General features: G+C 71.2%; 21 protein-coding genes. 10 read left to right on the top strand and 11 right to left on the bottom strand.

Translation table 11 applies throughout. From position 1 onward, the window contains the following. Positions 1-26: 26 nt before the first annotated feature. From C8E99_RS11430 to C8E99_RS11415, 4 genes are all read left to right on the top strand, one after another. The gene (locus tag C8E99_RS11430) at positions 27-524 is read left to right on the top strand and encodes a DUF2975 domain-containing protein (protein WP_115932390.1); all 498 of its coding nucleotides are present in this window, start codon (positions 27-29) and stop codon (positions 522-524) included. Next, a complete protein-coding gene (locus C8E99_RS11425; protein ID WP_211309034.1) occupies positions 524-814 on the top strand; it encodes a helix-turn-helix domain-containing protein in 291 nt (96 codons plus the stop codon). The genes C8E99_RS11430 and C8E99_RS11425 overlap by 1 nt, the downstream gene beginning before the upstream one ends. Continuing rightward, complete coding sequence (locus C8E99_RS11420) at positions 804-1,931, top strand: NAD(P)/FAD-dependent oxidoreductase (protein WP_245952286.1); 1,128 nt, start codon at positions 804-806, stop codon at positions 1,929-1,931. Before C8E99_RS11425 ends, C8E99_RS11420 begins: the two co-directional genes overlap by 11 nt. 264 nt (positions 1,932-2,195) lie before the next feature. Further along, positions 2,196-3,239, top strand: a complete 1,044-nt coding sequence (locus C8E99_RS11415; RefSeq protein ID WP_245952474.1) for an LLM class flavin-dependent oxidoreductase — start codon at positions 2,196-2,198, stop codon at positions 3,237-3,239. On the opposite strand, the gene C8E99_RS15790 is transcribed toward C8E99_RS11415, so the two are convergent. The 4 genes from C8E99_RS15790 to C8E99_RS11400 form a co-directional block, all read right to left on the bottom strand. Continuing rightward, on the bottom strand, positions 3,188-4,432 hold the full coding sequence (locus C8E99_RS15790; RefSeq protein ID WP_147301226.1) for a hypothetical protein: 1,245 nt from the start codon (positions 4,430-4,432) through the stop codon (positions 3,188-3,190). The genes C8E99_RS11415 and C8E99_RS15790 overlap by 52 nt on opposite strands. Before the next feature lie 74 nt (positions 4,433-4,506). After that, entirely contained in the window at positions 4,507-4,812 is a 306-nt protein-coding gene (locus C8E99_RS11410) for a type II toxin-antitoxin system RelE/ParE family toxin (RefSeq protein ID WP_115932388.1), read from the bottom strand. Continuing rightward, positions 4,809-5,072, bottom strand: a complete 264-nt coding sequence (locus tag C8E99_RS11405) for a type II toxin-antitoxin system ParD family antitoxin (protein WP_115932387.1) — start codon at positions 5,070-5,072, stop codon at positions 4,809-4,811. Before C8E99_RS11405 ends, C8E99_RS11410 begins: the two co-directional genes overlap by 4 nt. An 83-nt stretch (positions 5,073-5,155) precedes the next feature. Then, positions 5,156-8,155, bottom strand: a complete 3,000-nt coding sequence (locus tag C8E99_RS11400) for an FAD-binding and (Fe-S)-binding domain-containing protein (protein ID WP_115932386.1) — start codon at positions 8,153-8,155, stop codon at positions 5,156-5,158. A gap of 124 nt (positions 8,156-8,279) precedes the next feature. On the opposite strand from C8E99_RS11400, the gene C8E99_RS11395 reads away from it, so the two are divergent. Then, positions 8,280-8,858, top strand: a complete 579-nt coding sequence (locus C8E99_RS11395) for a DUF2087 domain-containing protein (protein ID WP_115932385.1) — start codon at positions 8,280-8,282, stop codon at positions 8,856-8,858. On the opposite strand, the gene C8E99_RS11390 is transcribed toward C8E99_RS11395, so the two are convergent. Both C8E99_RS11390 and C8E99_RS11385 read right to left on the bottom strand, forming a co-directional pair. Beyond that, positions 8,855-9,793 (bottom strand): aspartate dehydrogenase domain-containing protein, encoded by a 939-nt coding sequence (locus C8E99_RS11390; protein ID WP_115932384.1) that lies wholly within the window; start codon positions 9,791-9,793, stop codon positions 8,855-8,857. The genes C8E99_RS11395 and C8E99_RS11390 overlap by 4 nt on opposite strands. Before the next feature lie 164 nt (positions 9,794-9,957). Further along, the gene (locus C8E99_RS11385) at positions 9,958-10,944 is read right to left on the bottom strand and encodes an ArgP/LysG family DNA-binding transcriptional regulator (RefSeq protein ID WP_115932383.1); all 987 of its coding nucleotides are present in this window, start codon (positions 10,942-10,944) and stop codon (positions 9,958-9,960) included. A gap of 69 nt (positions 10,945-11,013) precedes the next feature. Between C8E99_RS11385 and C8E99_RS11380 the strand changes: the two genes are divergently transcribed. Both C8E99_RS11380 and C8E99_RS11375 read left to right on the top strand, forming a co-directional pair. Then, positions 11,014-11,847, top strand: a complete 834-nt coding sequence (locus C8E99_RS11380) for a LysE/ArgO family amino acid transporter (RefSeq protein WP_115932382.1) — start codon at positions 11,014-11,016, stop codon at positions 11,845-11,847. Between the two features lie 108 nt (positions 11,848-11,955). Beyond that, positions 11,956-12,606, top strand: coding sequence for an NAD(P)-dependent oxidoreductase (locus C8E99_RS11375; RefSeq protein WP_115932381.1), 651 nt, complete (start codon positions 11,956-11,958; stop codon positions 12,604-12,606). 4 nt (positions 12,607-12,610) lie between these two features. Here C8E99_RS11375 and C8E99_RS11370 read toward each other — a convergent pair whose 3' ends face one another. Further along, the gene (locus C8E99_RS11370; protein ID WP_115932380.1) at positions 12,611-13,252 is read right to left on the bottom strand and encodes a maleylpyruvate isomerase family mycothiol-dependent enzyme; all 642 of its coding nucleotides are present in this window, start codon (positions 13,250-13,252) and stop codon (positions 12,611-12,613) included. Positions 13,253-13,309: 57 nt separating this feature from the next. On the opposite strand from C8E99_RS11370, the gene C8E99_RS11365 reads away from it, so the two are divergent. The 3 genes from C8E99_RS11365 to C8E99_RS11355 all read left to right on the top strand — a co-directional run bounded on the left by C8E99_RS11365 (position 13,310) and on the right by C8E99_RS11355 (position 15,214). Further along, positions 13,310-14,206, top strand: a complete 897-nt coding sequence (locus C8E99_RS11365) for a PhzF family phenazine biosynthesis protein (RefSeq protein ID WP_115932379.1) — start codon at positions 13,310-13,312, stop codon at positions 14,204-14,206. A gap of 86 nt (positions 14,207-14,292) precedes the next feature. Next, a complete protein-coding gene (locus tag C8E99_RS11360; RefSeq protein WP_115932378.1) occupies positions 14,293-14,625 on the top strand; it encodes a carboxymuconolactone decarboxylase family protein in 333 nt (110 codons plus the stop codon). Between the two features lie 133 nt (positions 14,626-14,758). After that, complete coding sequence (locus tag C8E99_RS11355; protein ID WP_115932377.1) at positions 14,759-15,214, top strand: NUDIX hydrolase; 456 nt, start codon at positions 14,759-14,761, stop codon at positions 15,212-15,214. Positions 15,215-15,273: 59 nt separating this feature from the next. Here C8E99_RS11355 and C8E99_RS11350 read toward each other — a convergent pair whose 3' ends face one another. From C8E99_RS11350 to C8E99_RS11335, 4 genes are all read right to left on the bottom strand, one after another. Then, positions 15,274-16,365, bottom strand: coding sequence for a DUF368 domain-containing protein (locus C8E99_RS11350; RefSeq protein WP_245952284.1), 1,092 nt, complete (start codon positions 16,363-16,365; stop codon positions 15,274-15,276). Positions 16,366-16,451: 86 nt separating this feature from the next. Further along, positions 16,452-18,026, bottom strand: a complete 1,575-nt coding sequence (locus C8E99_RS11345; protein WP_115932376.1) for an ATP-binding cassette domain-containing protein — start codon at positions 18,024-18,026, stop codon at positions 16,452-16,454. Beyond that, positions 18,023-18,895 (bottom strand): ABC transporter permease, encoded by an 873-nt coding sequence (locus C8E99_RS11340; protein ID WP_245952282.1) that lies wholly within the window; start codon positions 18,893-18,895, stop codon positions 18,023-18,025. Before C8E99_RS11340 ends, C8E99_RS11345 begins: the two co-directional genes overlap by 4 nt. After that, positions 18,892-19,884, bottom strand: coding sequence for an ABC transporter permease (locus C8E99_RS11335; RefSeq protein ID WP_115932374.1), 993 nt, complete (start codon positions 19,882-19,884; stop codon positions 18,892-18,894). Before C8E99_RS11335 ends, C8E99_RS11340 begins: the two co-directional genes overlap by 4 nt. Positions 19,885-19,908 lie beyond the last annotated feature (24 nt).

The following is a 19,908-nucleotide window of genomic DNA, read 5'->3' as shown; positions in this document are numbered from 1 at the left end:
CGAAACGCAATCGATGGAGGTTCGTCATGCCCGCTCCCGTCCCCCGGTCTCTCGTGGTCATCCTGCGGACCATGCTGATCCTGGCCGCCACCGGCTCGCTGGTCGTCCTGGCGGTGATCCTGCCGTTGCTGTGGATCGACCTCGAGGGCGTCTCCATGGCCTACGCCATCCCTTTGATTGCCGCCCTGGCCCTGGGCGTGGCCTGCCTCCAGGTGGTGGGGGTCTGCATCTGGCGCCTGTTGACGCTGGTGCTGCGCGGCCGGATCTTCTCCCGTTCCGCGTTCCGTTATGTCGACGTCATCACCGGCGCCGTGGCGGCCGGCGGTGTCCTCCTGGTGGTGATCGGCGTGGTCCTGAGCGAGGGAACGGCCGCCCCCGGACTGGTTTTGCTGATCGGCGGGGCCGCGCTGCTGGCATTCGCGGCGGCCCTGACCGTGAACGTCGCCCGGCGGCTGCTGGCCCAGGCCGTGGAGCGTGACACCCAGGCCAGGCGGCTCGAGGACGAGCTCTCGGACGTGATCTGATGCCGATCATCGTGGACGTGGACGTGATGATGGCCCGCCGGAAGATGTCGGCCGGCGAACTGGCGGAGGCCGTCGGGATCACCCCGGCGAACCTGGCCGTGTTGAAGAACGGCCGGGCCAAGGCCGTCCGGTTCACCACACTGGCGGCCTTGTGCCGCGTGCTGGACTGCCAGCCCGGTGACCTCCTGCGCTGGGAGGATTCTGGGCAGGAGGCCCTGGAGGGCGACCGTGATCGTGGCGACCACGAAGACCGCAGGGAACGCAAGGTGGGTGGCGCTGGTGGCGAGTGAGCGGAACGCCGACGTGGACGTCCTGGTGGTCGGGGCGGGCCTGGCTGGACTGCACTGCGCCACCCAGCTAGCACGCTCCGGACGCCAGGTAATGCTGGCGGAGCGGCGGTCCACGCTGACGGGTACCGTCCGGACCACGGGCATCTTCGTGCGCCGGACCCTCGAGGACTTCGCGCTCCCGGAGGAGCATCTGGGGCCGGCCATCCGCCGCATGGTGCTCTACCCGCCCGGGCTGACGGGCCCGGTGGAGCTGACCAGCGACCGCGATGAGTACCGCGTCGGGGACATGGGGCCGCTCTATGTGGCGGCGGCCCAGGATGCCGTGCGCGCCGGCGTCGACTTGCGGCTGGCCACCCGCTTCACCGGTCAGCGGGAGGGCGTCTATCTCCTCGAGGACGCCGCGGGCCCCCTCCTGGTCCGCGCCCGCTTCGTGGTCGGCGCCGATGGCGCTCGGTCCAGGGTGGCACGGGAGCTGGGGCTGAGCCGCAACCGCCACCTGCTGGTCGGGGCCGAGGAGGTCTTCGCCGATCGTCCCGACGGCTCGGACCCCGCCTTCCACTGCGTGATCGATCCGAGGCTGGCCCCCGGCTACCTCGCCTGGGTACTGCGGGACGGCGAACACGTTCACGTGGGCACGGCGGGTCATGCCCATCGCTTCCCGAAGGGTCTGTACAGCGCCCTGCGCTCGTTCCGCGAGCGGGCTCCGGGGCTGGAGGGCGTGGAGAGGCCGGATCAGGTGGAGAAGCGCGCCGGGCCGATCCCCGTGGGCGGAGTGCTGCCCCGGATCGCCTCCCCGGCCGGCCTGCTCGTCGGCGACGCCGCCGGTGCGGTGTCCCCGCTCACCGCCGGAGGCCTCGATCCGTGCCTGCGGCTGTCCGGGCATGCCGCCGAGATCCTGGACGCCGCCCTCAGGTCCGGCCGCGCTGCCAAGCTGCAGGCCTATGACGGCCGTGCCTTGAGGGCCCGCTTCCGCAAGCGGCTGCTCCTGCGCAAGGGCCTGGACGGCCTGCGCACGCCGGCCCTCGCCTCGAGCGCCTTCACCGTGTTGAGGACGCCGCCGGGCCAGGCGCTGGCGCGGCGAATCCTCTTCGGCACCGGCTCGTTCCCCCTGCCGTAGTCCGTGTCCGGCCATCGAGTCGGGAGTTGCCGTGGCAATCCTGTCCGGGATCGCCACGGCAACTCCCGGCTCTATGGAGGGCCGCCCGAAAAGAAGTACAAATCTCAAGGAATGTAACTGGTCAGGTCCAGTGTTCACCCTGATGTGACCGAGAACCCCAGCCCCCAGCAACAACCCGCGCCCAGTCCTGCCGCCCAACCCACAGCGCAGCCTGCGGCGCTCGCCGCCCCGCGGCCCAATCCGTCCACCGAGCGCGCCGACTCCGTGCCGGCCGGCACGGTCGAGTTCGGCCTGCACACTTTCGGCGATGTCACGCAGGGCCTCGACGGTCAGCGGCTCGAGCACCCCGAGGTCCTCCGCAACGTCGTGGCCGAGGCCGTCATGGCAGACCAGGCCGGTGTGGACGTCATCGGCATCGGCGAACACCACCGCCCCGACTTCGCGGTGTCCTCGCCGGAGATGGTCCTGTCCGCGATCGCCGGACAAACCGAGCACCTCAAGCTCATCTCGGCCGTCACCGTGCTGTCCTCGGATGACCCGGTCCGCGTGTACCAGCGTTTCGCCACCCTGGATGCCGTCTCGAACGGCCGCGCCGAGGTTTCGCTGGGCCGTGGCTCCTTCATCGAGTCCTTCCCGCTGTTCGGCTATGAGCTCTCCGATTACGAGATGCTCTATGAGGAGAAACTGGACCTCTTCGCCCGCCTGCGCACCGAGAAGCCGGTGACCTGGCAGGGCAACACCCGGGCCGCCCTGCAGCGCCAGTCGGTGTTCCCGACGACGGCTCACGAGTTCGGCCTGCCCGCCTGGGTGGCGGTGGGTGGCACCCCGACCTCGGTGGTGCGCGCGGCCACCTACGGGCTGGGACTGGAGCTGGCGATCATCGGCGGCACCCCGGACCGGTTCAGGCCCTTCGCGCAGCTCTACCGCCGCGAGATCGAGGCCCGTGGCTTCGATCCGCGCCGGGTGGCCCTCCACTCCCACGGCTTCGTTGCAGCCACCGACGAGGAGGCAGCCGAACGGTACTACTCGTACTGGGAGGCCTCCATGACCAAGATGGGTGCCGAGCGCGGCTGGCCCGCCCCGACTCCCACTCAGTTTCGTCAAGAGATCACCCATGGGGCCCTGCACCTCGGCTCCCCGGAGACGGTGGCGCGCAAGGTGACCCGGAGCATCCGGACGCTTGACGCCGGCCGCTTCGGCATGAAGTACGGGAACGGACACCTGCCCCACGAGTACATGATGGACTCGATCGAGCTCTACGGCTCGAAGGTCAAACCGATGGTCCTGGACATGCTCGCCGGTTCCTGACATTGACTACCGCGACTGTGCGTCTTAAACAGTCTCCGGAAGCCACGCTGCGGAGACTTACTCTCGGCGGAAGGCTCTGAGCGATCGATGGGAACAGGTCGTGGAAGCGCTGTGGCCTCGAGGACGTCCTTGAGCAGAGGACTGGTTTTGGCTATCGAGGGTGCCAATCCCTTGGCAGTTTGCTGGAGGAGGCCGTCGAAGATCTGAGCAGTTCCCATCGCGAAGTCAGAATCGCTCAATCCGAATACCGTGAGAGCCATCTTGTTTCGCTCTGCTCCCGTCAACTTCAGTTGCCCAAGGTCCCGGCCGGTGGCACGAGAGTCCGCTATCGAGCACAAAGCAACAAATCCGTGCGCCGTCAAGGCAGGGGCCGACACCCGAGGTCGCGAGACCAGTGTCAGCTGGAGATCACGAATATGGTCGTACAATTTCGCCACGGCAGCCGGGTCTTCCGGGGTGCGGGCGGCAATGAATCCAGCTTGTCGAATGTTATTGGCCGTGGCCATAAAGGACCTGACCTCGTCGTCGAAGCTCCGCGCGCGTTGATAGTGAGAACCCAGAATTGCCAACGTCGCGGGAAGCGTGATCGCAATCAGATCCACGCCCGGGGGTAAGAAGGAAGCCAGCACGGCAGTGAGGCAGATGAGGGCTATGGAAGCCGACCAGCGTGCCCAGACAGCATTGCGAATGCGAGCGCGGTGAGAGCTGAGGCCTATTCGAATGGTACTTCCTCCAAGGCCGAAGACCCCAAAGGCCAATGCGGTGGCCAGCACTGCGGAGAGCAACAGATCTTCTCTGCCCAGTTGATTCGTCATCGACCCCGCGATAGCCACTGCGGAGAGCATGAAGAGACAAGCCGTCGAAAGGATCGAGAGCGTCAGCGTGAAATTCCACGAGAATCGGTCCAACGCAGCGGAGATTCTGGCGAACCAAGGACTCGGAATCGACCACGCGAAGAGACACGTTCCAAGCAGAATGAGTGCCGCAGACACGAGGGGTGTGAGAAGCCCGAGGATTCCGGCATGAATCGAGTCACGGCTCGTCGCCCAGACGAGCATCCCGAAGCCTCCGATGATCAGCGACAGTGACGATCCGAATACACGCCATCGACCTGGCTGTGCATGTACGGGCCAAAACTCGAACTGTTCGAGTAGTTGTAGCATCGGCTGCCACGTCTTCGCGACTGTAGACATACCCGTCTCTTTCTCTCCAGGATCTCGTGGGACCACCGTAAGGAGACGGGCGGACGATTTAAGGACGAGTCTTGTCAGTCCAACATCGCGGGGAGATCGCGGCCCCCGTAGAAGGCGCCGAGCACCTCGATCTGGTGGGACTTCTCATTGATCCTGAAGGCAATCACCACCCGGCGACGAAACCCCAGCGTTCGAATTCCCGGTCGGATGTCATCGCGTTGGGTGCCTCTGAAGGGGAAGTCAGTCAGGCTCTCGCAGAGGCTGAGAATGTCCTCGATGTAGCCGTCGGCAACCTCAGGGGATGAACGAGAAGTGATGTAGTCACGTAGTTCTTCGAGATGTCCGGTGGCCTCTGGGCTAAACCCGACGGTGTAGCTCACCCTTTTGAGTGGGGGCGGAGCCGGGCGCGTACGTCCTCTATGGACTGCAGCCGGCTGGGGTCCTCGTCGAGCTGGTCGTAGGCAGAGGCGACTTCGGCCTTGAGCCATTCGTTGACCGCTCGGTCATGTGCACTCAGCGCGCGCAGGCCCTCGCGTATGACCTCACTTTCGGAGGCGTACTCACCGGAGGACACCTTCGCCCGCACCATGGCGGCCATCTCAACAGGAAGCGTCACGCTCATTTGCTTGGTGGTCCTCATGCCCTGAATCTCCTCGAGTAGGATTCAATCCTATCGATTACTTCTCCTTCAGTGAAGGTCAATCGCATCCTTGAGGCGGTCACTCATCGGTCCCGGAGCGCCGTCGCGATCACCTGGACCAAATGCCGGCCGTCGAGACCCGCCAGGTCCTTCACCTGGGTGCGGCAGGAGAAGCCGTCGGCCAGCAGGGCCCGGTCCGGGGCGGCGTCTGCCTTCGCCAAGATGCCCTGGCGGGCGATCGTCTCCGAGATCTCGTAGTGTCCCTGCTCCATGCCGAAGTTCCCGGCCAGGCCACAGCAGCCGTTGGAGGTCTCCACGTCGCAGCCCATGGCGTCCAGGATCGCCTCGTCGGCCGAATAGCCCATGACCGCATGGTGGTGGCAGTGCGACTGGACCAGGAGCCTCCCGTCCGCACCCTGGGCCCGGGGTGGCGTCCAGTCGAGTTCGGTCAGCAGCTCGGCCACCGTCCGCACGGCCGTCGCCACCTCTCGTGCGCCGGGGTGCTCGGGCAGCAGTTCCACGAGGTCCGAGCGCAGCGTGGCAGTGCAGCTGGGCTCCAGCCCGACGACGGCCCGCCCGGCCCGCACGTGCGGCAGCAAGATCTCCACGGTCCGGCGCAGCTTCTCCTTGGCCGCCGTGAGCTGTCCGGTCGAGATCAGCGTCAGCCCGCAGCAGGCCTGCTCACCGGTGGACTGCCCGACCACCTGCACATCGCACCCGGCGGCGTCCAGCACCTCGAGGGCATCCGCGGGGATCTCCGGAGACAGGGCGTCCGAGAAGGAGTCCACCCACAGCACCACCCGACGCCGGCCGGTGCCGTCCGGCGCGAGCGTCGCCGCCGTGTGCCCCGACGTCGCCACCGGACCATCAGCGGCGGGCGCCCCGCCGGCGCCGTGCCCCGAGGCCGACCGAGCCGCCGCGGACCAGCGGAAGGGCGCCCGCGGCAGCTGGGGCAGGGACCGCCGGGCGTCCGCCCCCATCAGCGCCATCATGGTCCGGCGCAGCACCGGTACCCGGCCGGCAGCGTTGACCAGCGGTGCCATGGGTGCTGCGAGCCGCAGCCAGAAGGGCAGGCGCCCCAGGGTGTAGTGGGCCAGCGGACGGACTTTCCCGCGGTAGGTCCGGTGCAGGGTCTCGGACTTGTAGGTGGCCATGTCCACGCCGGTGGGGCAGTCGCTGGCGCAGGCCTTGCAGGACAGGCACAGGTCCAGAGCCTCATGGACCTCGGGGGACTCCCACCCGAGCGTGACCACCCCGCCGTTGAGCATCTCCTGCAGCACCCGGGCCCGCCCGCGCGTCGAGTCCTTGTCATCCCCGGTCGCCAGGTAGGACGGGCACATGAAGGTGCCCTGCTCGCGCAGGTCCGCCCGGCACTTGCCGATACCCACGCAGCGGTGCACGGCGTCGGCGACCGAGCCGTCGTCGTCGGCGAAGGCGAAGCCGTCCGCGGCCCGCTGCTCGGAGGAGGCGGGGCGGCGCAGGGCCGCGTCGATCGGATCCGGGTCCACCAGCACCCCCGGGTTCATTAGCCCCGCCGGGTCGAGCAGGGCCTTGAACTGGGCAAAGGCGTCCAGGGCCTGCGGCGAGTACATGGCCGGCAACAGTTCGCTGCGCGCCCGCCCGTCTCCGTGCTCACCGGCCAGGGACCCGCCGTAGCGGGCCACCAGCTGCGCGGCGGACTCCATGAACTCCCGGAACTCGGAGGAGCCGGAGGCGAAGGGGAAGTCGATGCGCATGTGGATGCAGCCGTCGCCGAAGTGCCCGTAGGCCAGGCCGGAGAGGCCGCGATCGTCCATGAGCTCCTTCAGGTCCCGCAAGTAGGACCCGAGGTGCTCCGGCGGCACGGCGGCGTCCTCCCAGCCGGGCCACGCGTGGGCGCCCGTGGCCGTCCGCACCGCCAGCCCGGAGCCGTCCGCGCGGATCTGCCACAGCCGGGCGGCCTCCGGACCGGAGGGCAGCACCACCGCTTCCAGGCCGTGGGCGGCACGGACCATCGCCTCCGCGGCGGCCACCGCCTCGGCCGTGTCCGCCCCGCCGACCTCGACCATCAGCCAGCCGCCGCCGGCCGGCAACTCCGGCACATCGTCACCGCCGGGGGACCGCCGCACCACCTCGACCATCTCGCCGGACAGGCCCTCCAGCGCCAGCGGCCGATGGGGCAGCAGGGAGGGGACGTCGTCGGCCGCCGCGGGCATGTCCGGGTAGCCGATGACCGCCAGCGCCGGCGCCGGCGCCCGGGGCACCAGGTCCACCTCTGCCTCGAGCAGCACCCCGCACGTGCCCTCCGTCCCGGCGAGGGCGGCGGCCAGGTTGCGGCCGTTCTCCGGCAACAGGTGTTCGAGGCTGTAGCCGGAGATCTGGCGGTTGAACCGGCCCAGCTCGGTGCGCAGCAGCTCGAGGTGCCGTTGGATGAAGGATTCCAGCCCGGGCACCTGATCCACAGCATCGCGCCCCGGCACCACGTCCAGGATCCGCCCGTTCGGCAGCAGCCAGCGCAGGCGGCGGACATTGTCCGCGGTCCGACCGTAGGCGAGTCCGTGGGGGCCACACGCGTTGTTGCCGATCATCCCGCCGATGGTGCAGCGGCTCGCCGAGGACGGGTCCGGCCCGAACCGCAGTCCGTGCGGCGCCGCGGCGGCCTGTAGATCGGTCAGCACCACCCCCGGCTGCACGACGGCGGAGCGGGCCTGAGCGTCGATCCCCACGATCCGATGCAGGTGCTTCCCCACATCCAGGATCAGCCCGGGGCCGACGGCGTTGCCCGCGATGGAGGTGCCCCCGCCCCGCACGGTCACGGGCAGCCCGTGCCGGGCCGCGATCCGGACGGCGGTCACGACGTCGGCCTCGTCCAGCGGGCAGACCACCACCCGTGGGGCGATCCGGTAGTTGGAGGCGTCCGAGCTGTACAGGGCGCGGCGGAGCGTGGAGGTGTGCACCTCACCGCGCAGCTGCTGCTCGAGCTCCCGGATTGCGGCATCGGCGCCCGGATCTGCGTCCGGCCCGGTGCCCGGACGGCTGACCACCCGGTCATCCTGCAGTGTCGTCGGCCGGGCTTCCGGATCCAGGTCCGTCTCACGGTCCATGGGTGGGGTCCCTTCGGGGTGCGGGCGGCATGAGGTCCTGTCCCTGCACTGTGCCGGACCGCGGGGACAGGGGCAAGCATGGAAGACCCTGTCTGTTGTCCCGGGTGTGGGCAATACTGGACTCATGAGTGATCCAGCCAACACTCCCGCCGCCCCGTCCCCGCACCCCTCCGACGCCGCCCCCGACTGGAAGCCGATCCTCGCCGCCCTGGGCAACGAGGCCGCCCGCACGGTCTTCGCCCGGGCTGCCCTCAACATCCTCGACCCCGTGGCCCGCGGCGACCTGACCACCAAGGAGCAGAAGTCCGTGGAGGGCTGGCTGAAGCTCGGCATCCTGATGGAGGATGACATCGGTTCCGTCACCGTGGACGGCAACGCCCTGCGGGCGCCCCTCACCGTGAGCGCCCGTGGTGGGCAGCGGGAGGCGAGGGGCGGCGTCGGGAAGTTCCTGGTGGACGGGCGCGGACCCCGGATCGAGGCGATGCCGGCCTCGGCGGCCGAGCGCACCGAGGTGCTGCGGTGGGTGCGCGATCACGCCTTGGGGCCGGACGAGGTCCTCACCGAACCGCAACTGAACCAGCGGTTGCACGTGTTCCACCCGGACGTGGCGATGCTGCGCCGCTACCTCGTGGACGCGTCCCTGCTGGAGCGCACCGCGACGGGCACCGAGTACGCGATCCCGGCGGATTCCCGCATCCCCTAGCCGCGCCGGGCGAGGGCCTCACGGATCGTGCGGGTCACCGAGAGGGCCGTCATGCCGGACGTCTTGGGGTTCTCCGGACTGGGCGCCGACTCGAAGGTGAGCTCGATCCGACCGGCAGGACCGGTGGCCAGGATCTCGTGACGGCTGCGGACGGCGGCCGCATCGGCCACGAGCTCCACCCGGACCCGCCCCAGGGACCGACGCAGCAGGGCCACGTCCTCCGGCATGTCAACACAGCCAACTCCGACGCCACCACCGGTCATCCCGACGCCGGCCCCCGCCCTCCCGCGCGTGGCCCATGCCAGTCCGACGGCGACGTTGACGTTGGCCGGGAACCGCTCGATGGCCTCGGCGGGACCGCCGGCGAAAACCGTCACAGGGCCGTCCTCGGGCCGCAGCGCGTGCAGGCGGTCCTGCTCAGCCGGAGTCATCCACGGCCGGATCAGGGACGTGGGGAGTTTGGAGGTGCGGATGCGGACCGAGTCCAGGCCGTCCGCATCGGCTGCCGCGGCGAGGACGTCGAAGCCACCGATGGCCCCGCTGGTGACCCAGAGTCGCCCGGGGCCGGCCAGCAGCGTCCGGGCCAGGTCCGCATCGGCGAGGGCCCCGACGCTGGTCAGGACCAGGTCGGTCCCCGCGGCGATGATCTCGGGGCCGTACTCGCCTGCGGCGGTGACGCCGGCGCACTCCACCACCAGGTCGGCCTCCGCCAATGCCTCGGGCCAGGTGGGGCAGTCGGTGTCCTGGCCGGTGGTGACCAGCTCGACTCCCGGGACGGCCCGGTGCCCGTGAGCGGCCACATCGCGCTCGGCCGCCCGCAGCTGGAGTAGGCCGGCGTCCCGCTCCGGTGCCAGCAGGGTGGCGACGTGGCGGCCGATGGCGCCAAAACCCAGAAGGAGCACGCGGGCGGGGGAGGACCGAACGGTCTGGGACATGCGGAGTCCTTCGCAAGTGAGGTGTGAGATCAGAGGGGAAGATCTGGGCCGGCCTGAGGGCCGTCCGGGTTCCCAGTCCACACCATCGCCTCGAGCACTCAGGCCATGTTGCGTCCCGCCGGGCCGGGCTCAGGCGACCGCGCGACGGGCCGTCGGCTGCGCGTTCACGCCATGTGGCGTGCCGCCTGCTGCACCGCGGCGGTGAGCCGGTCCAGCGCCTCAGTCCCGGCGGTCCAGCGCTGCCAGTGCAGGGCCACCCGTGACTGGCCCAGCTCAGGGATGGCCACCAGGTCCGAGTGAGTGCCCTCCAGGACCCCCTCCGGCAGCTGTCCGGCAGGGATCATGCCCCAGCCCAGTCCCGCGGCCACTGCCGCGTTGAACCCACCGACGGTGGGGACCTGATGGCGCGGGGGTCCGGCCTCACTCATCCCATCGTCGCCGCTCCGGCCGCCGCTCTGACTGCCCCTCTGGTCGCCGCGCGTGCCCCTGCTGCCCCCTCCGGTCACGGAGGATCCTCGGCTGGCCTGGTCGGCGCGCCAGGCGGCCAGCCGACTGCGCTGCAGATTGTCCCGGGTGCCGAACTCCTGCACGGGAACGGCATCGAAATCCACGGATCCGTCCTCGCGCCGGTACCGGTCCAGCAGGGCGGACGCCGCCACCGCGTGGTAGTCCATGGCACCGAGCTCCATGGAGAGGCAGCCGGAGACGGGGGAGGGGTCCTCCGTGATGGCCGCGATGACCGTGCCGGAGCGCAACAGCTCGTGGGTGTGCTCCTGGTCCTCAAGGTGCAGTTGCAGCACGGCGTCATCCCAGGTGGCGGCCTGCCGCAGCACCTCCACGAACCAGGTCGCCATCGAGTCGGCGTTGACCGCCACGGACAGCACCGTGCGCCCGCCGGTGCCCTGGCCGAGGGAGCGCCTCGTCTCATCCTCCAGCACTGTCACCTGCCGGGCGAGGCGCAGCATCCGGTCCCCGGCGGCCGTGGTGCCGACCGGGACGGTGCGCGTGAGCAGGACCTGGCCGGCGTCCCTCTCCAGGGCCTTGATGCGCTGGGAGAAGGCCGATCCGGAGATGCGCAGGAGCGCGGCGGCGGCGTCGAAGGTCCCCTCGTCCACGGCGGCGGCGAGGGCCCGCAGGTGCTCGGTATTCATGAAGTAAAGCTTAATACCCTGAAGGATATGTAGGTGGAACGGATGTCTCGGCGCCCCTAACGTGGCTGCGTGACGATCTTCCTGACTGGTCTGCTGACCTGCCTCGCCCTCATTGTGGCCATCGGTGCCCAGAGCCTGTTCATCATGCGCCAGGCCATCCGACGCGACCGGCTCCTGCTGGCACTCGCCGTCTGTCTGGTGGGAGACATCGTGCTGATCACGGCCGGGACGGCCGGTGTCGGCGTGATCACCGAGAACGCCCCGTGGCTGCTGGAGGTCCTCAAGTGGGGCGGCGTGGCCTACCTGCTCTGGTTCGCGTACTCATCCTTCCGCTCCGCCTTCGGCGCGCGGCGGTCCATGGCGGTGAGCGCGGATGACGGGGATGAGGCAGACGCAGAGCACGTCGGCGGTGCACGGCCGGGCGCCGCCGTCGCCGACGACGCGGGGGAGGGGTGCGCACCCGGGGGCGAGCCCGCGCTGGTGGGGGCCGGAGCCGGCGTCGGGCGCGGGACAGGGGCCGCCGGAGGGCCGGCGACCGGCACGCTGTCCGTGGTCTCGGACCGGCAGCGGCTGTCCGTGCGGATGGACCGCTCCGGCGGGCGGCAGCGGGCGCTGACGCCGGTGTGGACCGTGGTGCTGACGGCACTGTCCGTGTCCCTGCTGAACCCGCACGCGATCCTGGACACGGTGGTCATGCTGGGCACCCTGGCCAACTCCTACGGGGCCGAGAAGTGGATCTTCGCCGGCGGCGCCCTGACCGGCTCGGCGATCTGGTTCCTCACCCTGGGCTTCGGCGTCCGCGCCTTGGCCCCGCTGCTGGACACCCCACGGACGTGGAAGATGGTGGACATCGTGGTCGGCTCGGTCATGGTCTTCATTGCCGGGTCGCTGGCCTTCGGGTGATCCCGCACCGTTTTCCGTGTGGTGGGAAGAGACCTCGTCCCCGCGCTGTTCCCCCGTCCCCGCGCTGTTCCCCCTAAGAATGGACACGTCGTCGAACAGGAGCACAGCATGAAGATCGGCATCATCGGGGCCACCGGCATGGCCGGACAGGAGATCTACCGCGAGGCCGCGCGCCGCGGCGAGGAGGCCGTGGCGATCGTCCGCGACGCCGCCAAGGCGAGGGAACTGCTGGGGGCCGAGGCCGCCGTCGTGGAGAAGGACGCCTTCGACCTGACCGCCGCGGACCTGGCCGGCTTCGACGCGGTGGTGGATGCCTTCGGCACCTCGCCGGACCAGGCCCACACCCACAACGACCTGACGCGCCAGCTGGTACAGGCGGCGCCAGCCTCGGATCAGGCGTCCCCGCGGCTGCTGTTCATCCTCGGTGCCGGTTCCCTGACCAATCCGGAGACCGGCCGGCTCGCGATCGAGGACATCCGGAAGGCTCCTGGCTCCGAGGCCTGGATCAGCATCCCCGAGGCGGCCCTGGAGCAGCTGGAGTACCTGCGCGCCGTGGACTCGGTGGACTGGGTGGGGGTCTCCCCGCAGATGATGTTCACCCCCGGCGAGGCCACCACGCCGCAGGTGGGCCAGGACTCCCTGCTGACCGCCGCGGACGGGGGATCCCACACCACCGCCGGCACCATGGCCGTGGGCATCCTCGACGAACTGCAGAATCCGTCCTACCGCAACACCCGGTTCACGGTCTCGGACGCCTGACCCCTCAGCGGCGCTGGGAGGGTTCGTGGCCGCGGGCGTCGAAGTCGAGCGCTCCCGCCCCGCGGAACCGCTCGGCGGGAACCGGTCGCCCGGCCATGGCCATGATGAGGTCCAGGGCGGTGCCCTCCACCTCCGGGCCGGCACCCACCCAGTGGTGCACGTCCCGGGCCACCAGGGTTAGCCCCCGGGCGCGGGCCTTCGAGGGGACCGTGAAGTTCGAGGACTCGAAGAAGTCGAGCAGCGTCACCAGGACCTCGTCCGGGTAGGTCCGGCGCAGGCCCAGTGGCACGCGGATGTCCTCGCCGTGGATGACCACCTCGCCCAGCCAGGCCTGCAGGGTCCCGTTCGGCGAGACGGTGGAGTCAATGGTGGCGCGGAACTGCTCCAGCGTCCCTGCCGGCGTGGCGCCCAGCCGTTCCTCGAGCCGCCGCTGGTTGTGCCTATCCGCATTGAACCCCGCCCCCACGATGCTGCGGATCCACGCCCAGAAACCGGTCGAGGCCCCCGCCGTCAGGTGCGCCACGGCCTGCTCCACCGTCCACGCTGTGGACAGGGTGTGCAACTGCCACTGCTCCTCGTCTAGGCCCGCCAGGTCGTCCGCGAGTGCCGCGCGTTCGGTGTGGATGAGTTCCCAGAGGTGGTTCACGGTCCCACCTTAGGCCACAGGGCACGGCGTCATCCGGGCCGAAGCTACACTCGGCGCATGGACCAGCCCGCGGCCCCCGCGCCACGCCTCACCACGCGCCCCTTCTCCCAGGTCAACGTGTTCTCCGCGGAGCCGCTGGCCGGTAACCCGGTGGCCGTGGTGCACGCGGCGGACGGGGTGGCCGAGGAACAGATGGCGGCCTTCGCCCGGTGGACCAACCTCTCCGAGACCACCTTCCTGCTCACCCCCACGGATCCCGCCGCCGACTACCGGCTGCGCATCTTCACCCCGGGTGGCGAGCTGCCCTTCGCCGGCCATCCGACGCTCGGCTCGGCGCACGCCTGGCTAGTCGCCGGCGGCCGCCCGGCGACGGAGGGGCGGGTAGCGCAGGAGTGTGCGGCGGGCCTGATCACACTGCGCCTGGAGCAGGGGGACGGACGAGCCCACGACGCCGGCCGGCTCGCCTTCGCCGCCCCGCCCCTGGCGCGCTCCGGTCCAGTAGACCCCGCCGACGTGGACCGCGCCCTGACCGAGGTGGGGCTGGAACAGACCGACCTGGTGGACGCGGCCTGGGTGGACAACGGCCCCGGCTGGATGGGCCTGCTGCTCACGGATGCCGAGGCCGTGCTCCGCGCCGCCTCGCAGGCCGGGTCGGAACTGAAGATCGGCCTCGTGGGACCGCACCGGTCCGTGGCGGCCCCGGCCGACGTCGAGGTCCGTGCCTTCGTCCCCGGCCTGGGGATCCCGGAGGACCCGGTGACCGGCAGCCTCAACGCGGGGCTGGCCCAGTGGCTCATCGGTGCGGGGCGGCTGCCAGCGCGGTACGTGGCCGCGCAGGGCACGGCCCTGGCGCGCGCCGGACGGGTCCACGTGGAGCAGGACGCCACGGACCCGGAGACCATCTGGGTGGGCGGGGACTGCGTCACGGTGCTCGACGGCACGGTCCGGATGTAGACCAGCCGGTAGACCGCGCTCCCCGGCCCATGAGAGCATGACGCCCACCGGGACCTACCCCTCAACAGATCGGAAGGACCATCCCCATGACGACCCATTACCACTCCCCAGAAGACCTCGACCGGCTGAGCGAGTACAAGGAACTGGCCGGCCCCGAGTTCGCCGCCTATGCCAAGTTCGATGGAAGCATCGGCCGGGAGGGCGGGGCGATCGACCTGCTGAACCGTGAGCTCATCGCCGTGGGTGTCGCGATCTCCTCCCAGTGCCCGTACTGCATCCAGGTCCACGTCACTCAGGCGAAGAAGGCCGGCGCCACCAAGGCTCAGGTCGCCGAGGCGAGCATGATCGCCGCCGCCCTGGGAGCGGGCGCGGCGGTCACCCACGGGACCATGGCGTTCCGCCTCTACGACGAGGCCTGACACTCCGCGGCCCTCGGCGGCAGAGCTCGTCCCGCCCTGTCCGCGCCACCGTCCCGGAGCGCCTACCGCCGGGTACAACACGCCCTCGCTGACATTTTCAACCTTTTCGCGGCGGCCGCGAGAAGATGGGGGGATGCAGAACTCAGTTCCGGACGGATCCAGCGCCACCCAGCCGATCGAGGTTGCCGCGGTGGTCCTGTACCGTCCGGACGGCAAGGTGCTGACGGTGCGCAAGGCCGGCACCACCATGTTCATGTTCCCCGGGGGCAAACACCAGGACGACGAGGCCCCGTTGGACACCGCGATCCGCGAGCTGGCGGAGGAGACGAGTCTGGCCGTGCCCCCGGAGGACCTGGAGCACATCGGTGCCTGGGACACCCCGGCCGCCAATGAGAACGGGCACCAGCTCCACTCGGAGGTCTTCGTCCTCCTGCGTCCGCTGGCCCGTAACGAGGTCCCGGAGGCCAACGCCGAGATCGAGGAACTGGTTTGGATGGACCCGGCCGCCCCGGAGGCCCCGGCCGGCCACGGCATCGCGCCGCTGCTGCGGGCAGTCTTCCCGGATCTGGCGCGTTGCCGCCCGTTTTGAGCCGGTTCTGAGCCGCCCGTTCTGACCGCGGTTGTACGCAGCTGGCGGTCGCCCCCGGCTCAGCCCCTCACGGCGCCGGTGTGCGCGTCGTGCTCGCGCAGGAACCGCCGCTGCACCCGGGCGTCCACCACCAGCAGGAGGGCGACCACCGCGAAACCGGCCAAGGCCAGTAGGGTGGCCGGGCCGGCGTCGTCCCCGGGGGTGAAGAGCCCCCGAGCCTCATCCTGCCAGGGCCACAAGGTCCGCAGCCCGCCGATCATGACACCGGTCAGGATCGCCAGGGTGATGGTGTGGTGGTGGTCCAGCAACCACTTCAGCAGCTTCACCACCACCACCATGCCCAGCGCCATGCCGAGGGCGAAGACGCCCAGGTAGGCGAGGTCGAGCTCGTCCACGGCGCGCAGCGTGGGCTCGTAGAGGCCGAACGTCAGCAGCAGAAATGAGCCGGAGAGTCCCGGCAGCACGAGGGCGGAGACGGCCACCATGGCCGCGGGCACCAGCACCAGCGGGTGCGCCTCGACCGAGGCCGGCGGCAGGGAGACCAGCAGGAAGGTGGCCGCGGCGGCGGCCAGCCCGCCGATCAGGTGGACTGGCCGCAGGCGGACGTCCCCGGGGTCCCTGCCCACCGCGACGCGCCGGAACCGCTCGGTGGCCAGGCCCTGCAGCATCATCCGGAACGGCACGGCCACGGAGGCCAGCACCATGCCGAAGAACAGCGCGCGCATCAGCACCGGGTGGTTCTCCATGGCATCCGCCATGGGGCCGGCCACCGTGAACACGGCGACCAGCATGCCGAGGGCCACGGGAAGGACGACCTTCCAGTGCACCAGGCGCAGGTGACCGGCGGCACCAGCCCGGCGGTCAGGCCCGGTGATGAGCCGGCGCACGGCGGAGATCACGTGCGCCGCGGAGTCGATGATGTGGTGGTAGATCCCCACCACGAGCGCCACGGTGCCGCCGGAGACGCCCGGGACGGTCTCCACCGCGCCGATCAGCGCCCCGCGGACCAGGTTGCCCAGCAACGACGTCGGCCGCTCGGCCGGGACTGCCGGCCCGCCGGAGTCTGGGGCCGGGTGGTCGGCTGGGTCGCCGGCCCGGTTCATCGCGGGGGAGCCGGCGGTGGGACCGGCAGGGGATTCGGCACTGGACATGAAGCGGTGGACCTCCGGGGGTGGCTGTAGGCCGCATGACGGCCGGACGGCCCCTGAGTCTACCGACTCGGGGGCGTCGACCTGTCTCACGGCAGGGGTGGCCGTGCCTCCAGCAGTGCGCGGGTGAACGGGGCGCTCGGCTGGGCCCAGACCTGTTCCACGGGTCCGTGCTCCACGACCCGCCCGCTGTGCATGACGGCGACCGTGTCACAGACCTGGCGGATGACCGCGAGATCATGGGAGATCAGCACCAGGGCCGTGCCGGTGCGGTCCTGCAAGTCGGCCAGCGTCTCCAGGATCGAGGCCTGCACCGTGACGTCCAGGGCGGAGACCGGCTCGTCCAGCACGAGCACGGCGGGCTCGGCGGCCAGGGCCCGGGCGATCGCCAGCCGCTGCCGCTGACCGCCGGAGAGCGAACGGGGGCTGCGGTGCAGGACGGAGGCCGGCAGCCGGACCAGTTCCAGCAGCTCCGTAGGCGTGCGCGCGCTGCCGGACAGGCGCAGCGCCGTGCGCAGGATTCTCCCACCGTCCCAGCGCGGGTCGAAGGAGCCCAGCGGGTCCTGGGGGACCAGCCGGACCAGGTGGCGCCGGGGCCGGCGGTGCCGTTCGGGCAGCTCGCTCCACGGCTCGCCGGCCAGCTCCACACGGCCGGCGTCCGCCCGTTCGGCGGCCACGAGGATCCGCGCCAGCGTGGACTTCCCGCTGCCGGACTCCCCGACCACCCCGAGCGCCTGGCCGCGGCGCACGGTCAGGTCCACGCCGTCGAGGGCGTCCACCGTGCCACCGCCGGGCAACCGGTAGCTCCGATGCAGTCCCCTGGCACGCAGCACCTCCGGGGCCTGCTCCGGGACAGGTGGCCGCTGCCCAGAGCCCCGCGGGACGGAGGCCACGAGGGCCCGGGTGACGGGGTGTGCCGGCCGGTGCAGCACCTGCCCGGCACTGCCGGACTCGACCACGCGGCCGCCGTCCAGCACCACCACGTCGTCGGCCAGCCGCGCCACCGCGCCGAGGTCGTGGGTCACGAGCAGCACGGCCGTCCCCTCGTCCCGCAGCCGCCCGAGCAGCTCGAGCACGCCCCGGGCCACCGTGGCATCCAGGGCGGTGGTCGGCTCGTCGGCGACCAGCAACTGCGGCTCGGAGACGATCGCCGAGGCGATGAGAGCGCGCTGCCGCATCCCGCCGGACAGCTCCCCAGATCGCTGGGCGGCCCGCGTCTCCGGCTCGTCCAGGCCAGCGTGGGCCAGGGCCTGCAGCACCCGGCGGCTGCGTTCCGGCCGGCGGGCCCCGCGCAACTGGAGCGACTCGCCCACCTCGGCGCCCACGGTGCGCAACGGGTCGAGCGACTGCAGGGCGTCCTGCAGCACGAAGCCGATCTCGGAGCCGCGCAGTTTTCGCCACCGCCGGGCGTCCGCCCCCGTGACGTCCTGACCGGCCACCGTGAACCGCTCGGTAGAGACCCTGGCCGGCGCTCCGCCCTCCCCGGCGAGCCCGACGAGGCTGCGCGCCAACACGGACTTGCCGGCCCCGGACCCGCCGACCACGGCCAGGCAGCGCCCGGGCTCCAACCAGAGGTCCACGTCCCGCAGCACCTCCCCGACGCCCGGGAAGGAGACGGTGAGTCCGGCGACGTCGAGGACCGGGGTCACGCCTGCGCCGCTCATGCCGGCGCCACCGCGCTGAGCCGCCGGCCGAGCATCGTCAGCGCGGCGGCGGCCGCCGTGATCGCCAGCCCCGGCGCCACGGTGAGCCACCAAGAGCTGGTGATGTGCAGCCGGCCGGCGTTGAGCATGGCCCCCCACTCCGGGGAGGGCGGTAGCGCGCCGAGACCCAGGTAGCTCAGGGCGGAGACCCACACGATCGCCTGCCCGATCCCCAGGGTCCCCACAGCGATCAGCGGCCACAGGGTGTTCGGCACCACGTGGCGGAGGAACGCTTCGGGCGCGGACGCCCCCTCCAGCCGGGCGGCGGTGACGTAGGGGCTGTGCACCACCGAGCGGGCGCGAGCGCGCAGGATCCGGGCGTAGCCGGGGGCGGTGGCCAGGCCCACGGCGAGCACCGAGGGACCCACGCCCGCGCCGAGCACCGAGACCAGCAGCAGGGCGAGGACGAGGCTGGGCAGCGCGAAGAGCACCTCGATGACCCGGCTGAGCGCACCGTCGAGCCAACGCGGGCCGAGGGCGGCGCCGAAGCCGAGCAGCAGCCCGAGACCCAGCCCGATCGTCGTGGCGGCCGCTCCGACGCCCAGCGATTGGCCCGCCCCGTGCACCACGCGCGTGTAGACGTCCCGCCCGGAGGCGTCCGTGCCGAAGACCGCGCCCGGCCCCGGCGGCTGGTAGGCCTGCGCCGGAGCGACCGCCGTGGGGTCACCGGGGGCGAGCAGCCCCGGGAGCAGCGCGGCCAGCACCACCAGGAGCACGACGCCGGCGCTCACCATCCCGCCCGGCCCCAGGTTCGCGGCCCAGCGTCTTGCCCACCCACCCACGGCGGCGGCCCGGCCCTGCGACCGGCTGGCCGTTTGCTGCCCCCTCACGAGACCACCTCGCCCGCGGGTGCCTTCCGCACGGCCTCGACCCGGCCGCGCAGCCGGGGATCGACGACGCGCTCGAGTAGGTCGGCCACGGACATGACCACTACGTAGCCCAGGGCGATGACGAGCACCACGCCGATCACGAGCGGCACGTCCCGAGCATGCGTGGCGTCGATCAGCAGACGGCCCAGGCCCGGCCGGCCGAACAGGGTCTCGACCACCACGGCCCCGGAGAGCAGCGAGCCGAACGCCCACCCGGACAGCGCGATCGCCGGCAGCGCGGCGTGCCGCAGCGAGTGGACCCACAGCACCCACCGCTCCGAGGCACCCCGGGTGCGGGCCGTCGTCGCGAAGGGGGCCGTATGCGCCTCCTCCAGGCCGTCCCGCATGACCTGACCGAGGAAGCCGGCCACGGGGACGGCGAGCGTGAGGGCCGGCAGGATGAGTGACCGCAGGGAGTTGTCACTGCTCGTGGCCGGCAGCCAGCCGAGCCCGCCGGCGAAGACCGAGATCAGCACGGCGCCCAGCCAGAAGTGCGGCATGACGGAGGCGACCACCTCGCCGCCGCGCAGCAGGCCCATCGCGCGGCGGGCGAGCGGGCCGCGGGCGCGCACCGCCAGGGTCGCGACCGCCAGCGCGAGCGCCCAGGCGAGCACGAGCCCGAGGCCGGCCAGGGCGAGCGTCCCGGGCAGCTGGTCCCCGATGAGCTCGGCCACGGGCTGGCGCCGCGCGTAGGAGTCACCGAGCTGGAACGTGACGGTGCGGGCCAGCTGCAGCAGGTACTGCACCAGGAGTGGCTCGTCGAGGGAGTACTCCTGCCGCACCCGGGCCATCGACTCCTCGCTCGCCTGGGAGCCGGGGCCTCCGAGGATCGCCTCGGAAGGATCGCCGCCCGCGGCCCTCAGCGCGAAGAACACCACGGTGGCAACCACCCAGGCCACGAGGGCCACCGCGGCCAGGCGGCCGATCAGCCAGCGCAGCACGGCCCTCATGCCGCGTCCGTCCGGCCCCGCCTC

It is taken from the genome of Citricoccus muralis (assembly GCF_003386075.1).
Taxonomy (GTDB): Bacteria; Actinomycetota; Actinomycetes; order Actinomycetales; family Micrococcaceae; genus Citricoccus; species Citricoccus muralis.
Note: the sequence above shows the minus strand (reverse complement) of the source record. Positions and strands in the feature narration are given on the sequence as shown.

Coding starts and splice junctions, on each gene's coding strand:
- C8E99_RS11425 (WP_211309034.1), top strand. CDS start 524: ATGCCGATCATCGTGGACGTGGACGTGATGATGGCCCGCCGGAAGATG.
- C8E99_RS11400 (WP_115932386.1), bottom strand. CDS start 8,155: ATGGACCGTGAGACGGACCTGGATCCGGAAGCCCGGCCGACGACACTG.
- C8E99_RS11390 (WP_115932384.1), bottom strand. CDS start 9,793: ATGTCCCAGACCGTTCGGTCCTCCCCCGCCCGCGTGCTCCTTCTGGGT.
- C8E99_RS11355 (WP_115932377.1), top strand. CDS start 14,759: ATGCAGAACTCAGTTCCGGACGGATCCAGCGCCACCCAGCCGATCGAG.
- C8E99_RS11395 (WP_115932385.1), top strand. CDS start 8,280: ATGAGTGATCCAGCCAACACTCCCGCCGCCCCGTCCCCGCACCCCTCC.
- C8E99_RS11430 (WP_115932390.1), top strand. CDS start 27: ATGCCCGCTCCCGTCCCCCGGTCTCTCGTGGTCATCCTGCGGACCATG.
- C8E99_RS11345 (WP_115932376.1), bottom strand. CDS start 18,026: ATGAGCGGCGCAGGCGTGACCCCGGTCCTCGACGTCGCCGGACTCACC.
- C8E99_RS15790 (WP_147301226.1), bottom strand. CDS start 4,432: ATGTCTACAGTCGCGAAGACGTGGCAGCCGATGCTACAACTACTCGAA.
- C8E99_RS11350 (WP_245952284.1), bottom strand. CDS start 16,365: ATGTCCAGTGCCGAATCCCCTGCCGGTCCCACCGCCGGCTCCCCCGCG.
- C8E99_RS11385 (WP_115932383.1), bottom strand. CDS start 10,944: ATGAATACCGAGCACCTGCGGGCCCTCGCCGCCGCCGTGGACGAGGGG.
- C8E99_RS11365 (WP_115932379.1), top strand. CDS start 13,310: ATGGACCAGCCCGCGGCCCCCGCGCCACGCCTCACCACGCGCCCCTTC.
- C8E99_RS11335 (WP_115932374.1), bottom strand. CDS start 19,884: ATGAGGGCCGTGCTGCGCTGGCTGATCGGCCGCCTGGCCGCGGTGGCC.
- C8E99_RS11375 (WP_115932381.1), top strand. CDS start 11,956: ATGAAGATCGGCATCATCGGGGCCACCGGCATGGCCGGACAGGAGATC.
- C8E99_RS11360 (WP_115932378.1), top strand. CDS start 14,293: ATGACGACCCATTACCACTCCCCAGAAGACCTCGACCGGCTGAGCGAG.
- C8E99_RS11405 (WP_115932387.1), bottom strand. CDS start 5,072: ATGAGGACCACCAAGCAAATGAGCGTGACGCTTCCTGTTGAGATGGCC.